Below are 13681 nucleotides of genomic sequence, written 5' to 3'. Positions count from 1 at the left end.
GAGAGACCCAGCGTGCTCCCGCCTGCAAAGCGAAGGAGCATACCGATGCGGGTTTATCGGCCGTTGCCTGCCGATCATGAGCAGGCAGAATACATGCGACAGCTTTTGCGCGAGGCCCGCGAACTGCTGAACCAGTCGCCGCCCGATACGTTTCTGGGACGCAAGACAACAGAGGCGCCACCGAAAAAGCAGGAGCCGGACGCGGATACCGGCTGACGCGTGGGTGCTTGTCGAATCCGGCCACTGATGCCTGCTCTGAATTTACTTCCGCTTCCGGCGGCACAATGGACATCGCCGGACTTGCTGTCGGTCTGGTCCCGTCGCGAATGACCCGACTGAGACATTGGCGCTGAGCTTCTGTCCCGCGTTTTGCGTTCAGGACCACGGCGGCTCTTCGCTCGCCCCGGCTGCCTCGTGGCGGATCGTGACATCCGCCGAACGCAACCCGGTCAGCAATACGGTTCTGACAGAGGCAGCATCAAATCCAATATCCTTGGCATTTGGTGGATGTGCCTCGCTGTTCTTCAATCGGAGCGCAAGGTGCAATTGCTCGCAAAGGTGCTGAACGACGAGATTGACCTGATCGTCAGTCATGATCGGCTTCTCCTGCGGCCATTCTGCTACAAAACCAGGTAGCGCACTTGATCGGACGGTATGCGGTTGGACCGCCCATGGGATCACCCTGTGCGATGACCATGGGCGGATGAATGAGACGCATTCCGTTCGCTACAACGCGAAGGGGTCGAAATTCGACGACATCAGCAAAAGGGCGGCGCTCCCACGCAACTGGCGGCGCTTGCGGCTACTTTATGCCCGAAGACCCATTGGGCTCCATGTGCACCAAAACCTCGCCGGTCGTGATTTCGGGAACTCCAAGATCGAGGTCAGGCAGACTTGCCTGAACAAACGCGAGTATCTTGGCATTCGCTGCATTGGCGCTTTCGCAGTCGTCAAATATCATCACAGCGATACCAACACCGTCGCCCGCATCCAGCACATAGTAAGATTTGAATCCGTGCGATTGCCTTAGGATCTCGCCGACGCCGCTCCTGGCGCGGCGAGCAGCGTCCGCGACCGAACGAACCTTGGCGTACTTGCGAATGACCATGTACATGGGGCCACCACGCGCTACACGCCCCCACGCATCAAAGCACATCGGCCCTGGTTGGACTAGGGCCTCCTCCGGATGGGTCACACCGACCGTTGGGCCCGCGCAACGCGCCTTTCCAATCAGCCATCCTCGCCCCGCAAGTGGGGGCCGAGGTGCCGAGGCTAGGAGCCCTCGAACTTGAACGACACGTTGAGCTTGGCGCGATAGGCCTCAACTTTTCCGTTCTCATCCAGTTGCATGTCGAGCTTGATGACCTCTGCAACGCGAAGATCCCGGAGAGATTTCGCTGCTTGCTCGACCGCATTGGCGGCCGCCTTCTCCCACGAGTCGCTGCTGGTACCGACCAGTTCTATGACCTTGTAGACGCTATCAGCCATGTCGTCCTCCTGTTCGGTATGACCCAGGAAATCTAGCATCAGGATCTCGACGCTGATACCGTTTCGGACGGAGCCGAGAAGGGACAAACTGCTGGGGGAAGGGCGGCTCTTGGCTCCGAATGAACTGCCGGACCGACGCCATCGTGTCCGCTCATGGCGGATCGACGGAAATGCGTCCGATTGGCTGTCTCTTTTCAGTCTGCCCCGGACCGGAAGGCAGCACGATCCTGTTGGCGCGCAAGCTCACGCCCAGACAAAACGGCTATGGCTCGTGCCGAGCGCGAGAAAGATGGCCCCAAGGAAGCTCTGGAAGGAAGCTCTGGAAGGAAGCTCTGGCTCGCACGCGAACCATCTCGGTCACCTGCCTCGCCGAAAAAGGGGTAAAGTGCCCAGGGCTCACATCCGAGGAGCAACAACATGACCCTACGCCCCGAACTGGTTCCTGCCAGGATCGACTGGCATGTCTTCGCGGTTATGAGCAACACGATGCCGCCTCGAGATCCTGACGACGACGAAGAAGATGACGACGAAGACGATGAGGACGAAGAGCAAGACGAGGAGGAGAACCAAACCGACGAATCGCCGGTCGTGCGCGAGCCGGACGAAGACTAAGCGGGATGCTTGGAGATAGCCTTGAGCTTCGGTGAGTGCGATCCCCAGCCTGCGCGCGGCGCGCTGGTGCGTCCGGCGGCTTTCGAGGTCGGTCTGATTCCGAGAGCCACCGATAGACGCTGAATGGACCAGGTTTCCGGTGCAGCACTATCGGCGTTCACGGGTAGAGGAGGTGAGCATGACCCTCATATGGCTTGGTGTGCTGCTTGTTTTCGGCGGCATACTCCAGATGGCGTTTCAGCCCATCTGGCGAGGCCGATTCAGCGGTGGAAGGTGGCTTCGCTCCGGGCGTGACACGCTGGAGCCTGAAAGACCGGGTGGCGGCTTCGGCATCAAATCGAACTGGCCTGGACTTGTGATGGTCGCACTTGGCGGCACTTTCTTGCTGGCCGGAGCTGCCATCTGAGTTGAAATGTCTCGGGCGTCGCCCGTTATGTGGCCGCGCCAATCTGCTGGAGCCGTGTCTCGTCATGGCGTCCGCGCGCCGGCTCAGGCGCGAAGCGCAAGGTGCAGGAATTGGTTGAAGGCGCTCGCCTGGTAATCGGCGAACGCCTCGCCGTTGACGAAGCCGCGCTTGTGGTACAGCGCCAGCGCCGGCTCGAATGCCGGGCCGCTTCCGGTCTCCAGGCTCAGCCGGGTCAGCCCGCGCGCCTTCGCCTCGCGCACGATGTGGTCCAGCAGCAGCGCCGCGACGCCGCGGCGCAGATGATCGGGGTGGGTCCGCATCGACTTCACCTCGGCGCCGCCATCGCCCAGCTCCTTCAGCGCGCCGATGCCGACGACGTCATCGCCCTCGCGCACCGACCACACGGTGACCCCGGGCACCTGCAGCCCCGACAGGTCGAGCGCGAACACATGGCCCGGCGGCGAGCTCGCATGCATGCCGGCGAGATGAAGCGCGAGCAGGCGGCGGGTCGGTTCGGAGGTGAGATCGTCGGGGTGGATTGAGAACATGGGGGACCGTTTGGGAGCTGTGCCGACACTCGGATTGCGCCCGCACAATATGACGCAAACAAAGGCTGGTTGACAATGTTCCCGTTTTGTTCTAAGTAGTCGAAATACTTCAACTGTTGGGCGAGCGGCGCAGCGGATCGCGTCTCGTCCCCAATTTCCGCGGGTCGTCGATGAGTAGCTCCCTTCTCGCTTTGGTCTTATTGGATAATCCGGTGACGCCGGACATGTCAGCGGTTGCAGAGGTCCTTCACGCCCGACATCCGGAGTTGGCAACGGAGACGATGGACGACGGGCGTGCACCGCAGGCTCGAGCAAACTCGCCGCTCATTCGTTGCGGCAACGAGCTTGTCGCCGTGATGTCGATGCCGGCACCCATCCCGGACGATCAGGGACTGTGGGCACGCGCTGCGACGACGTGGCCGGAGAGCAAGGCGGTGGCCGCCCGGCATCGAGGTCATATGATCGTATCGATGCTCGGTAAGAGCGAACAGCCGCTGGTCGCCGCGCGCATCACGACCGCAGTCATCGGTGCGTTGATTGCGACGATGCCTGAGTGCTGCGGCGTGGTCTGGGCGGGCCGGGTCGCGCGGCCTGCCGATCTCTGGTGCGAGATGTCCCGCGATTCATTCGCACCGTATCCTGATTACCCCTTTAGGCTATGGGTCGACATTCTTCCGTTCCGGACAGGCGCGAAGATCGCCGCGGTCACGATGGGACTGTCCGCCTTCGTCGGGCGTGAGATCGAGTTCGTGACCGGCAAGCTCACGCTTTCGGCGTTGTTCGACAAGGTGGTTGGGCTTGCCGTCTATCTGATCGAGCATGGCAGCGTGGTGAAGGACGGTGACACGATCGGGGCAAGCGCGAGCGAGCGTATCCAGGTTCGTCACAAGAACTCCGATGCGTTTGGCGGACTGCCGGTGTTTTACTGTGTGGACGATTCTGTTTAGATGGGCGGCATCGGAACACTGCCACGGAATACGAAATAACCTTCGTAAATGAGTGAAGATTGATGGTCGATTCCCTACCAAAGAGGCGCCGGGCCAAGGCAAAGAATCGAAAGTTTTATGTCGTCGGCCTCGGCGGGTTTCACACGGCGCCGGGATGGGAGATGGACAATCTCGCAACTCTCACAGGCGGACGCCTGGTTCTCATTCCGCCGCGGGAGCGGGGCTTCGTGTCTTTCCCTGAAACGCCGCGACTTGTCATCGACAAGTCTCTCGGTCGCGCTCCCGCGGACTGGGAGCTCTTTCATGACTACCGGCTCGTTTCCGACCGGATGAAGAGCCTTCTCGAAACATTGGATCTGGAGGGAGTTCGTTTTGTCAGATGCGAGACCCAATACCGGGATGGCCGTGCGGCGCCAGCTTATTGGCTTTGTGATATTGTCAGGGTTCTCGATGCTGTCGACGAAGCAAAATCGGTTCTTGAGATCGAGTATCGCACGCCCGATCGTAAGGTTTACAATCTGAGTAGAAGAAGCAGTCTTGTCTTCAAAGAGGATAGCGTCGGGGCGGCTCATATTTTCAGGCTCGCCTTTTATCCCATGGTCGTCTGCGACCAAGTCCTGAAGGATGCGTGCAAGGAAGCGGGGATCAGGGGCATTGGATTCACCGATGCGACGAAGTATTGACCTGATGTGCCGCGGCTGCCGATATTGAAGTCCTACTTGGAGAAGATCGCCGACCAAAAAGGCGAGAGACTCGGGTTCGTCTGCGGCTCATCGTCCGATGGTGCAGGATAATTTGCGGGTCTGTTGTCGTGGCCTGTTCGTTGACACGTCGGGCAAAACACCGGCAGAGTAGTATGGTCTAGAGAAGTCGGCTCGCGCTATTTCGCGAGCCTTTTTTATTGGCTCGTTTCCGTAGCAGCTAGGCATTGTTAGCCCACGTCGTTGCAGAGGCCTACTTCAGGCAATTGCATTGAGCGGACCGTCGTCATTCACGGCGTCGCCATTGGCCGCTAGCTGCCGCTTCGCCCGTCAGAACACACAGGCACGCGGGCAAACCTCGCGATTCAATTTTTCTCCTCGCATGCGGGCACCGAAGGTTTCGGCGCGCCGCTGATGATTGCATTGGCGCAATGCCAGAGGGTAGCATGTTACAAACCCATCACATCTTGCTACAGGAGCTTGCCGGCCACGTCACACTCAAGGTCTTGGGTGATCGTTTCAGGCTCGATGGCATCAAGAATTTGATGAGCCTGCCATCAAATCAAAAAGCAGCTCAAGGGCTGGGATCAAGCCCTCATACGGGCGGCCATCTCGGCAGTTACAGGAAAGTATTTTGCAAGTTTCTTGGTGAACTCCAGGAGCACCCATCCTTTGTTGCCGCTCAGGAAGGCGACACTGCTGCTCTTGATCAGCTGGACGCCGAGATGAGTGGCTTTCTCGCGGCGGCCAAGCACGCGCTTGCAAGGGGGCATCTACTTGCCAATACACCTTCGGGAAGGACACAGGAGGAAGCGAACAAGAATAATGAAGACTGGTACGCAAACCGGAGGACATATGCCAAAGACAATCAGGACAGCATTCAGCAGATGCAGGACACTGTCGACCAACTCCATGCGGCTGGCCAATGGGACGGCGCCCTGCGTGCGCCCATCCTCTTGCCGGACGGCGGCCTCAGTCTCGCCGACAAGATCGAGCTCTTGAAGAGATATGGCTCCAGTTCAGGGATTTCGCAGCATTTCTCCCCTGTTGGGCCTGTCCCTCATCTGCCTGGCTTTGCCGCCCCCGCGGCCGACGTACGACTGCCCGGCTTTATCCCGCCTTCAACAGAAGGTCTGAATCGACCGGAAGGATTTACGCCAAGTAATCCGCTTCCCACGTTGGGAGTACCAGGATTTCCGGTGATCAATCCTCAAGGTTTTGAACAACTACCTCCCACCACGGCGGTCCCTCAGGATCCCTTCATCTTTAAATACGATCTGGCTAGCGGAACGCCGCATCCCTTCTACGAGAACCCATTGGCCGGCGGCACGTCCGTGGCGCACAATGCGCTTCCTTGGTTGGCTGGAGCGGCGGCTGTCGGCATAGCGGCTCCCTCCATTCCCGCTTGGCTGCTTGCCATAGGGGGCGCCTTGGCGCTAACGCGCGCTGCCACTGCGGGGGAAAGCAGTTCCGGCACGATGACAGGCGCCGCCGCTCCCAGCGGAGGAGTGTTCTCGACAGGAGCGCCGCCGCTCAACATCATCGGCAATGGACTCAACGTCGACAGCGCGGCCAGTGGCCGCGGCTCTTCGGCTTCATCGACATTTGGGCGGCAGGTGGGCGGAGCTTCCTCGATCGATCCAGAGACTCGCGCTACCACTTTTGCAGATCGCTTTGGCAGCTGGGCCGGCACGCCAGGCGGCACTGTACCTGCCAAGCCGGCAAACGTGGATAGATTACCAGACGCTCCTGCAGGCGGATCGGTCGCGCCCGAAAACGTTCGGCGCCTCGCCCGCGTCAATGAGTCCAACGCGGGCAGCGTGTTCACGTCCGGCAGTGCGCCGGTCCCGTATCTGCTGCCTTCCACGGAATTCAACGAGCGGTTCGGCAACTGGACCGCGGCGACCACTGGCAGCGCGCAACCGCAACCCAGCAAGCCGATCGGTCTCTTCGCCGACGAGCCGAGCTACGTCATTCCACCCCCGATCTTCGGAGTGGACGGTCCAGGCAATCCGCATAGTGACGCTGAGGAGTGGTTTTCGCGGTGGATACGGCCGTTGCTTCGACCAGAGTAGAGGTTGAGGTTGCGGAGCGGTGAGTATGCCGTCGGATCGTTCGTTTGACACGTCGGGCAAAAACACCCGCAGAATAGCATCATCGGAAGAGTTCGGATCGAGCCTGCGGGGTGCCGCGGACTTTCTTATCGCTGAGACGTTCCGTGCCGTAGGCCGTGTATTCATAAAAAGAATGTCTGTTTATGAGGGCCAAGCGGAAATCTTCTAGTCGGCTAGAGCATTACTGCTTCTGACCCAAAGCGGATCCTCGTTTCATACTTTGGTGTTTGCAGCCTGCACAATCTTACGCTGCCGTTCGAATACCTCAGCTAACTCATGTATCGGCGTGTCAACGTCGCCGATCATAAACCTGCTTTGACGAAGAAACATCAAACGCATGAGACGAGGCATTTCGAGATGTTCAATGATGCCAGGCTTCAGGACGATCACTAAAGTCTTCGCGGACGACGTTGGTCCCAGAGCTGTCACAGAGCAAGATATCACGTCTGCCCACCGCACCAGCGTTGGTGAGACCGGATGATAGATAAAGCCCTCGGAGGTCAACGTTAGTTCTGGAAGCCCTTTTGCGTAGAAGCGAATTGCGAGGGAGCTTGACAGGAGCAAGAACACCCCTGCAGAAGCGCCGAGGATGCAAATAGCGCGCAGACCACCACTATGTGAGTTTGCAACAGCGGCGAGGCCAAGGACGCAGGTGAGACCGAGAAGGACAACAAATCTAAAGGCAAATGCAAAGAAGCCCTGCGATCTAATCGAAACAGGGCCTTTCGCCAGATCAATCATGAGACCTAAAGTCACGTCTTTCACGAAGCAACTTTCACGGGCTTGGGAGTACGCCATATCAGACGTCGACCCGAAGATAACACCTCTAACAAATCCGGCTGACATACAGCTGACGTCGGCATCTGGCCCATCGGCGACCTTCAATGATGTCCGCTGTTTGTGCTCTCTGAGAGACGATCGGACATCTGGGGCCGCCTAGGCGCCCAATTCAGGAGCGGGCGCTACGCCGCCGCAGCCGGTCCGAACCACCGCATCAATGCCTTGTCGAGCCCGGATTGGTTCTCGTCTCCCACCCAGGCGACGTGCCCGTCGGGCCGCATCAGCACTGCGAGCGGCGCGGTGAAGGGCGAGACCGGCGATAGATGGTGGGTGTAGGCAATGTACATCACAAGCGCTAACAGAACGAATGTCAGCGCGTTGGACAAAGGGGCGAGCGTACAACCCGGTTGGCGCGAGTTCTTTCGCCCGTTCGGTCCCGCGCCTGGTAAGCAACGAAGGCGAGGTTCGGGCGGCGTCCTCCGTTGTCGGCTCGTTGGGTTCTAGTCGGCCATAGCATTACTGCTTCTGTCTCGTAGCGGACTTAAAAATGCTATGTTTGCCAAGGGAGGAGGATCATCCCTCCGGTCCGGGAATGAAGCAGCGCCACAAAGGAGTCATTCTTCCATCGGCGTAGGTTGGCCACCACCAAACCATCGCCCTGCCGCTGAGGTTCTGCCGGTTGAGCACGACAGAGTTTGGCACGTCAAACCATTGCCCGCGTTCGCTTGGCCGCTGCGGATTTTTCAGAAGGACTCTATAGCCATTCTTTGCTGTATCCCACTCGGCCTCCGCATATTGGCCGTCCCCTCCATCACAGCACGGCTCACCTGCCTTGTTCTTGAGACTTTTGAACCAAGCGTTCAGTTCTGGTCGCATCAGGTCGTGTGAATGGGCTGTGTTGATGCCGAAAGATGTGACCGCACACAATCCCACCGTGCGTGCTACCATCAACCGATAAAGATGCACTTGGCGTCCATTGGAACTGGTCATGGAAACCTCCGTTTCCCTGCCCACGTGCGTGGGTCATCGGTACCGCGCGAAGGTTCAAGGTGCCGCACCGGGACAAGTAGCCCTTGGTGTCCGGTGAGGCTGCCGCCTCACCGGACCGATGAAGCTTCGACCGCTTTAGTTGAATGTTTGCAGCCTCAATTTGAGCGAGCCGTCGGCCTGGCGTTCGAATACGTGCATCGCCAAACCGCCCAACGGAGATGGCTTGCCCTCCTTGTCCTTCCCCGTGGCACTCCACTTTGCTGTGCCGAATACAACCTTGTCGTCTCCGCCGACGTCGATCATCTCCAACTTGTGACCCGTCACACCGTTCGCGAAGAGACCGGCAAAGAAACTCTCGATCTCAGCCGGACCTGACGCCACCTGATGTGTGGGCGGCATCAATTTTGCCGTCGCGACATAGGAAGCGCCGATGGCTTTCGCGTCGTGCTTGTTGAATGCGGCATCCCAAGCGGCGTAAGCCTGCTGCACGTCCCCCTTGGCGTCCGCGGCCAACGAAATTCCCGGCGCGCCGAGCAGACAAATGACTAGCGCTGATATTTGAGCCAACTTCATAGGATACTCCTCTGTTGGATAATTCCTTTTCCGATTGATCAGATCATCAGTCCAATCGTCTGCCGCGGCTGCGCGCCCGCCAGCATGACGACACCGTCGCCGGTCGCGCGCGGCCGGCCATTGGTTCATAGGGAAGAGGTGCAGGCGATGGTAACTTCAACGGCGCCGTTCACCTCGAAGTCCATATCGCGCGCCATGACACCGCTAATGCAGCCGGTCACACATGCGCCGAACTTCACCACCACGACCAGTTTTACGAAGACACGTTCATCATGGCTGGTGCCGGAAGACTCCATCCAATAGTTCGCGCAACAGCAATTCCGGGCGATTACCGTCAGCCACGTTGACAAATGGGAGAGAGCGACGGCGCACATACTGCCTGGGCCGGAAATCCCCGCGCTTATCACCGGAGTAATTCGCCTTCTGGACCGAAGGCGAGGTTCGGGCGGCGTCCCCAGTTGTCGACTCGTTGGGGTAGACCGGAAGCAACCGGCCGACCTTCCAAGCCGCGCTAACGATCCGTAGCAGACTTTTGGCATATTGAGCGGATGCAACCACATTGCTATGCTTCATTCACATCGTGCCTTAGTTCTGATGGGCAGGCTTGATCAGGCTTACGGACTGCAGCCTGCAATTTGGAAATTGGGAATTCTTGAAGCCATAGGCCCCGCCTCCGGACGCATTTCAAAAGCGGCCGGGGAATGTTCATGGACGTCATTTCCCTCCGTTCTTCCCCTTGACTCGGAGGCGGGCTTTTTCTGTCAGCTTGATCGAAAAAGTGATTCCGCCATGTCTATTCCAAAAAGCATAACCCAATGCACTTCAGTCAATCGTCACAACAGAAGCACGGCGTGCCACTACTTAGTTGTTTTAATCCTTTCAGTTTGCATCCTTCAGCTCGCAAGCAGTACGGCGCAGGCCCAGTGCGCAGCTCGCGATGTTTTGGAAAGACAGCTGAAATTCAAGACACGCGCGTCCGAAGCGCCTCAACGGCTTATTAAATCCGAGCGCGACATTGCGATATGGAAGACAATTGCAATAGGCACGTTCGCCGACTCACTTAAGCTGCGCGATGCAATGGACAGCATGCGATGCAGTGTGGGCAGCCAAGCGGGCGAAATCCTTGCCCGACCGTCCTTTATTACTGCTTCTCAGAAGACAGACATGGAGCTTGCACTCGTCTCCCCGACGCAACTTGGGTTCACGAGCGATAGTGTGACGTTAGCTGACCTCTACTCACGGGCTCGAAAACTCGGCTTTGAACTCGCACCGGCAGAGGTCGGACCACAATTGCGCATCCAATATTTCGACCAGCCCGTGGGCGAGTTCCTCATCATCGGAATGGAGCCGATCATGACCTGGAGCGGGGACCCGATTATTCTGAATGTAGCAAATGGCGGCGCCGGATTGATCCTCATCGGCCAAGACGGTAGAGCCGAAGCCGAGATACCTGCCACGTCTCGGATCGTTTTTGCGCGCTCGCATAAACTTGCGGCCAATACCAATCTCGTCGATCAAGCTGCTGCAGTTCCGCGCGAGTAAGGAGGGTGATCGCAACTGGCCCATCGGCGACCTTCGATGATGTCCGCTGTTTGTGCTCGTCTGGAGAGACGAGCGGACATCAGGGGCCGCCGAACTAGCGCCCAATTCAGGAGTACGGGCGCTACGCCGCCGCCGCACCCGGTCCGAACCACCGCCTCACCGCCTCCTCAAGCCCGTGCTGGCTCTCATCTCCCACCCACGCGACGTGCCCGTCGGGCCGCACCAGCACTGCGTCCGGTGCGGTGACCTGGCCGATGACCGGAAGCTCCCATACGCAATCGGTGCGGGCATCGACGACATCGATCCGGTTCTTCCAGGGGCCGATGTCGATGCCGCCTCGCTTGCCGAAATTGAGCAGCACGCCGCGCGCCCCGTGCAGCAGCGTGAACAGCTTCAGCTTCTGCCCTTCGACCGTCAGATCGAGATCCGGCATGCGTCGCCCCAGCAGCGCGTGGCCTTCGCCGAGATCGTAAGCGATGTCGAGCCCGCTCATCATGGCGCCAAAACGTTTGCGCGGCTCGTCCATGCCGAGCAATTCGGAGACGGTGTCGCGCGCGGCCTTGAGGCCGTCGTCGCCGCGGCGGAGCAGGGCGATCTGCGCCATGGTGTTGCGCAGCACGCGCGCGCCGACGGGATGGCGCTCGGCGTGGTAGCTGTCGAGCAGGCTGTCCGGCGAGACGCCCTTCACCACCTGCGCCAGCTTCCAGCCGAGATTGACGGCGTCCTGCACACCCAGGTTGAGGCCTTGCCCGCCGACGGAGTGATGGATATGCGCGGCATCGCCGGCGAGCAGCACGCGTCCCTTGCGATAAGTCACGGCCTGCCGTGCCGCATCGGTGAAACGGGAGATCCAGGCGGGATTGTGCAGACCGAAATCGGTGCCGTAGACCGCGACGAGCGCGTCGCTGAGATCGCGCAAGGAGGGCTCGCCGGTGCGCGCGAGTGTTGCTTCCGTCACGACGACCAGCACGCGGCCGCTCTCGGTCTTGCTGAGGCCGTGAAAGCCGAGCGCATCATGACGCAGGCCGAATTCCGGCGCCTCGCGCATCTCGACCTCGGCCATGAGGTTGCTGAGCGTCGGTGAGGTGCCGGCGAAATCGATGCCGGCGGCCTTGCGCACCAGGCTGCGACCGCCGTCGCAGCCGACGAGATAATCTGCGCGCAGGGTCTCGCCGCTGGAGAGCGTCACGTCGATGCCGGTTTGGTCCTGTGCGAAGCCCGTGAGCTCGACATTGCGATAGATCGGCACGCCGAGCTCTTCGACCCAGTCCGCCAGGATGCGCTCGATGTGGTTCTGCCGCAGCGCCAGCCCGTAAGCGTGCCTTGTGGGGAGGTCGCTGATGTCGAGCCGCGTCCAGGCAAAGCCCGCGAGCTGGACGATCTGTCCCTCGCGCAGGAAGCGATCCGCAACGCCGCGCTGATCGAGGATCTCGATCGTGCGTGCGTGCAGTCCGCCGGCGCGCGTGCCGACGAGATCCTGGCTCGCGCGCCGCTCGAGGATGGCGACATCGACCTTTGCGAGCGCGAGCTCCGCGGCCAGCATCAGCCCGGTCGGGCCGCCGCCTGCGATCACCACGGCGTGGTCGGGCGGCATCTGGTTCCGCGCGTCGGCTCCCTGTGGCCGGCGGCGTGAACGGGACGTCGGAAGCAGTACAGGCATGTCGTGACCCCTCGGCTGGTTGCTCTGGATGTTTCCCGGGTCGGGGGTTCTACGGCAGAGGCGGGGACTTGAAGCAAGCCCGTTGCGCACCACATGTCGAGTTGGGAGGAGGGACTTCCTCCTCCGCGTTCGCCACGTTGACACGTCGGGCAAAACACCGGCATAAAGGCATCGTCGAAAGAGTTTGGTTCAGCCCGCGCGGAGCAATCTGCGGCGGGTTTTCTTTTGCGGCATCGGATGGTCAGCTGATGCCGGTGGTCCGCTGCATGATGTCGGCGAGCTCCTCGAACGAAAACGGCTTCCTGATCATCGGAAGGCCGCCGCGCCGGGGCTCGCGACCCGACAATTGCAGCATCTTCAGCTCCGGGCGGACGCGCTTGGCCAGCTCGGCCAGTTCATGACCATCCATGCCCGGCATGTTGATGTCAGTGATGAGGATGGAGATGTCCTGGTTCTGCTCGAGCCGTTCGAGTGCATCCAGGCCGCTTTGGGCGCTGATCACCTCGCAGCCGAGATCTTCCAGCATGCCAACGATCACGTCGAGGACGGCGGGATCGTCGTCAACAACCAGGACAGTGCGGCTCACAGGAACGTTCCTTCTGACGAAGCATTCAACGCGCCTCTCGTCGGATAAGTTCCCGCCCGGGCGCCGGTCCGCCTAATCGTCCTTCGACAAATCACCGGGTTTGGCGGGAATGTCGATGGTGCCGCCATCGCCGTGAACGAGATCGCGGTCGCTCTCCTTTGTCTCGCCGGCGTCTTCGATGATCGCCTCCTGCGTCTCGCGCTCCTTGTCGATGCGCGGCTTGGCTCCGGGCAATTGTCGCGATGCCTCTGGTGACGTCTTCTCAGATGTCATCTCACCGATCCTCCTGATCGGCTAACTTTCGCCGGGCCGGTAAGTTCGTTTGACGCGTCGGGCAAAACACTGGCATATTGGCATCATCGAAAGAAGTTTGGTTCAGCCCGCGCGGAGAATGTCTGCAGCGGGCTGTTTCATTTCAACGGGGCTTTGACACGTCGGGCAAAACACCGGCATAGTGACATCATCGAGACGAGTTTGGTTCACCCGCGCGGAGCACATCCGCTGCGGGTTTTTTCGTCTCGGTTTCCGAGATCGGACGGCGGCGGCGCATTACGGCCACGCACTCGTCAAACCTGGAGCGCCGATCGGCGCGCCGCCGTCCGAACCATTGCCGGCCGTGCACGCGCGAACGTGCCGGCCCGCGGCGCTGGGGCCAGTTGCCCGCGCCGCTGCGGTCTCCGGAAGACACGGAGATAGGGTTCGCGCCCGAAACGATCGCGCCTCGCCTGGCGCGA

Annotated in this window: 19 protein-coding genes; 7 read left to right on the top strand and 12 right to left on the bottom strand. The window is 60.1% G+C overall.

Annotated elements, in window-relative coordinates; all coding sequences use genetic code 11:
* Positions 1–45: 45 nt before the first annotated feature.
* A complete protein-coding gene (locus tag GGD67_RS21590) occupies positions 46–216 on the top strand; it encodes a hypothetical protein (RefSeq protein WP_018319197.1) in 171 nt (56 codons plus the stop codon).
* Between the two features lie 159 nt (positions 217–375).
* Here GGD67_RS21590 and GGD67_RS21585 read toward each other — a convergent pair whose 3' ends face one another.
* The 3 genes from GGD67_RS21585 to GGD67_RS21575 all read right to left on the bottom strand — a co-directional run bounded on the left by GGD67_RS21585 (position 376) and on the right by GGD67_RS21575 (position 1488).
* Complete coding sequence (locus tag GGD67_RS21585) at positions 376–594, bottom strand: hypothetical protein (RefSeq protein ID WP_143109132.1); 219 nt, start codon at positions 592–594, stop codon at positions 376–378.
* A gap of 208 nt (positions 595–802) precedes the next feature.
* Complete coding sequence (locus GGD67_RS21580; protein WP_092261766.1) at positions 803–1114, bottom strand: hypothetical protein; 312 nt, start codon at positions 1112–1114, stop codon at positions 803–805.
* Between the two features lie 158 nt (positions 1115–1272).
* Positions 1273–1488 carry a dodecin family protein gene (locus GGD67_RS21575; protein ID WP_026202140.1) on the bottom strand — a complete coding sequence of 72 codons (216 nt, stop codon included), beginning with the start codon at positions 1486–1488 and terminating at the stop codon, positions 1273–1275.
* 417 nt (positions 1489–1905) lie between these two features.
* On the opposite strand from GGD67_RS21575, the gene GGD67_RS21570 reads away from it, so the two are divergent.
* Both GGD67_RS21570 and GGD67_RS21565 read left to right on the top strand, forming a co-directional pair.
* Positions 1906–2100 carry a hypothetical protein gene (locus tag GGD67_RS21570; RefSeq protein ID WP_179735699.1) on the top strand — a complete coding sequence of 65 codons (195 nt, stop codon included), beginning with the start codon at positions 1906–1908 and terminating at the stop codon, positions 2098–2100.
* A gap of 178 nt (positions 2101–2278) precedes the next feature.
* Complete coding sequence (locus GGD67_RS21565; protein ID WP_026202141.1) at positions 2279–2506, top strand: hypothetical protein; 228 nt, start codon at positions 2279–2281, stop codon at positions 2504–2506.
* An 83-nt stretch (positions 2507–2589) separates the two neighbouring features.
* Here the strand turns inward: GGD67_RS21565 and GGD67_RS21560 are convergent, their stop codons facing one another.
* Positions 2590–3054 (bottom strand): GNAT family N-acetyltransferase, encoded by a 465-nt coding sequence (locus tag GGD67_RS21560; protein WP_179735697.1) that lies wholly within the window; start codon positions 3052–3054, stop codon positions 2590–2592.
* A gap of 170 nt (positions 3055–3224) precedes the next feature.
* Here GGD67_RS21560 and GGD67_RS21555 point away from each other — a divergent pair, with 170 nt between their 5' ends.
* From GGD67_RS21555 to GGD67_RS21545, 3 genes are all read left to right on the top strand, one after another.
* Positions 3225–4001: a DUF4261 domain-containing protein gene (locus GGD67_RS21555; protein WP_179735696.1), complete on the top strand. Its 777-nt coding sequence runs from the start codon at positions 3225–3227 to the stop codon at positions 3999–4001.
* 62 nt (positions 4002–4063) lie between these two features.
* Positions 4064–4684 (top strand): imm11 family protein, encoded by a 621-nt coding sequence (locus tag GGD67_RS21550; RefSeq protein ID WP_018319205.1) that lies wholly within the window; start codon positions 4064–4066, stop codon positions 4682–4684.
* A gap of 464 nt (positions 4685–5148) precedes the next feature.
* Positions 5149–6777 (top strand): hypothetical protein, encoded by a 1629-nt coding sequence (locus GGD67_RS21545; protein ID WP_179735694.1) that lies wholly within the window; start codon positions 5149–5151, stop codon positions 6775–6777.
* A 252-nt stretch (positions 6778–7029) separates the two neighbouring features.
* Here the strand turns inward: GGD67_RS21545 and GGD67_RS21540 are convergent, their stop codons facing one another.
* The 5 genes from GGD67_RS21540 to GGD67_RS21520 all read right to left on the bottom strand — a co-directional run bounded on the left by GGD67_RS21540 (position 7030) and on the right by GGD67_RS21520 (position 9455).
* Positions 7030–7581 carry a hypothetical protein gene (locus GGD67_RS21540; RefSeq protein ID WP_179735692.1) on the bottom strand — a complete coding sequence of 184 codons (552 nt, stop codon included), beginning with the start codon at positions 7579–7581 and terminating at the stop codon, positions 7030–7032.
* Between the two features lie 197 nt (positions 7582–7778).
* Positions 7779–7943 (bottom strand): hypothetical protein, encoded by a 165-nt coding sequence (locus GGD67_RS21535; protein WP_179735690.1) that lies wholly within the window; start codon positions 7941–7943, stop codon positions 7779–7781.
* A 226-nt stretch (positions 7944–8169) separates the two neighbouring features.
* Positions 8170–8586: a hypothetical protein gene (locus tag GGD67_RS21530; RefSeq protein WP_179735688.1), complete on the bottom strand. Its 417-nt coding sequence runs from the start codon at positions 8584–8586 to the stop codon at positions 8170–8172.
* 135 nt (positions 8587–8721) lie between these two features.
* The gene (locus GGD67_RS21525; RefSeq protein WP_092260841.1) at positions 8722–9159 is read right to left on the bottom strand and encodes a YybH family protein; all 438 of its coding nucleotides are present in this window, start codon (positions 9157–9159) and stop codon (positions 8722–8724) included.
* 125 nt (positions 9160–9284) lie between these two features.
* Positions 9285–9455 carry a hypothetical protein gene (locus GGD67_RS21520; RefSeq protein WP_177237327.1) on the bottom strand — a complete coding sequence of 57 codons (171 nt, stop codon included), beginning with the start codon at positions 9453–9455 and terminating at the stop codon, positions 9285–9287.
* Positions 9456–9753: 298 nt separating this feature from the next.
* Between GGD67_RS21520 and GGD67_RS21515 the strand changes: the two genes are divergently transcribed.
* Positions 9754–10701, top strand: coding sequence for a hypothetical protein (locus GGD67_RS21515; protein ID WP_312009932.1), 948 nt, complete (start codon positions 9754–9756; stop codon positions 10699–10701).
* A gap of 121 nt (positions 10702–10822) precedes the next feature.
* Here GGD67_RS21515 and GGD67_RS21510 read toward each other — a convergent pair whose 3' ends face one another.
* The 3 genes from GGD67_RS21510 to GGD67_RS21500 form a co-directional block, all read right to left on the bottom strand.
* Positions 10823–12361: an FAD-dependent monooxygenase gene (locus GGD67_RS21510; RefSeq protein ID WP_179735686.1), complete on the bottom strand. Its 1539-nt coding sequence runs from the start codon at positions 12359–12361 to the stop codon at positions 10823–10825.
* A gap of 241 nt (positions 12362–12602) precedes the next feature.
* Positions 12603–12947 carry a response regulator gene (locus tag GGD67_RS21505; RefSeq protein WP_092260847.1) on the bottom strand — a complete coding sequence of 115 codons (345 nt, stop codon included), beginning with the start codon at positions 12945–12947 and terminating at the stop codon, positions 12603–12605.
* 72 nt (positions 12948–13019) lie between these two features.
* Positions 13020–13220 (bottom strand): hypothetical protein, encoded by a 201-nt coding sequence (locus GGD67_RS21500; RefSeq protein WP_179735684.1) that lies wholly within the window; start codon positions 13218–13220, stop codon positions 13020–13022.
* Positions 13221–13681 lie beyond the last annotated feature (461 nt).

Origin of the sequence: Bradyrhizobium sp. IAR9 (assembly GCF_013408065.1) — a bacterium.
Classification (GTDB): Bacteria; Pseudomonadota; Alphaproteobacteria; order Rhizobiales; family Xanthobacteraceae; genus Bradyrhizobium.
The sequence above is the reverse complement of the archived record's forward strand: the minus strand, read 5'-3'. Positions and strand labels throughout refer to the sequence as shown.

Coding starts and splice junctions, on each gene's coding strand:
- GGD67_RS21590 (WP_018319197.1), top strand. CDS start 46: ATGCGGGTTTATCGGCCGTTGCCTGCCGATCATGAGCAGGCAGAATAC.
- GGD67_RS21585 (WP_143109132.1), bottom strand. CDS start 594: ATGACTGACGATCAGGTCAATCTCGTCGTTCAGCACCTTTGCGAGCAA.
- GGD67_RS21580 (WP_092261766.1), bottom strand. CDS start 1,114: ATGTACATGGTCATTCGCAAGTACGCCAAGGTTCGTTCGGTCGCGGAC.
- GGD67_RS21575 (WP_026202140.1), bottom strand. CDS start 1,488: ATGGCTGATAGCGTCTACAAGGTCATAGAACTGGTCGGTACCAGCAGC.
- GGD67_RS21570 (WP_179735699.1), top strand. CDS start 1,906: ATGACCCTACGCCCCGAACTGGTTCCTGCCAGGATCGACTGGCATGTC.
- GGD67_RS21565 (WP_026202141.1), top strand. CDS start 2,279: ATGACCCTCATATGGCTTGGTGTGCTGCTTGTTTTCGGCGGCATACTC.
- GGD67_RS21560 (WP_179735697.1), bottom strand. CDS start 3,054: ATGTTCTCAATCCACCCCGACGATCTCACCTCCGAACCGACCCGCCGC.
- GGD67_RS21555 (WP_179735696.1), top strand. CDS start 3,225: ATGAGTAGCTCCCTTCTCGCTTTGGTCTTATTGGATAATCCGGTGACG.
- GGD67_RS21550 (WP_018319205.1), top strand. CDS start 4,064: ATGGTCGATTCCCTACCAAAGAGGCGCCGGGCCAAGGCAAAGAATCGA.
- GGD67_RS21545 (WP_179735694.1), top strand. CDS start 5,149: ATGTTACAAACCCATCACATCTTGCTACAGGAGCTTGCCGGCCACGTC.
- GGD67_RS21535 (WP_179735690.1), bottom strand. CDS start 7,943: ATGTACATTGCCTACACCCACCATCTATCGCCGGTCTCGCCCTTCACC.
- GGD67_RS21530 (WP_179735688.1), bottom strand. CDS start 8,586: ATGACCAGTTCCAATGGACGCCAAGTGCATCTTTATCGGTTGATGGTA.
- GGD67_RS21525 (WP_092260841.1), bottom strand. CDS start 9,159: ATGAAGTTGGCTCAAATATCAGCGCTAGTCATTTGTCTGCTCGGCGCG.
- GGD67_RS21520 (WP_177237327.1), bottom strand. CDS start 9,455: ATGGAGTCTTCCGGCACCAGCCATGATGAACGTGTCTTCGTAAAACTG.
- GGD67_RS21515 (WP_312009932.1), top strand. CDS start 9,754: ATGGGCAGGCTTGATCAGGCTTACGGACTGCAGCCTGCAATTTGGAAA.
- GGD67_RS21510 (WP_179735686.1), bottom strand. CDS start 12,361: ATGCCTGTACTGCTTCCGACGTCCCGTTCACGCCGCCGGCCACAGGGA.
- GGD67_RS21500 (WP_179735684.1), bottom strand. CDS start 13,220: ATGACATCTGAGAAGACGTCACCAGAGGCATCGCGACAATTGCCCGGA.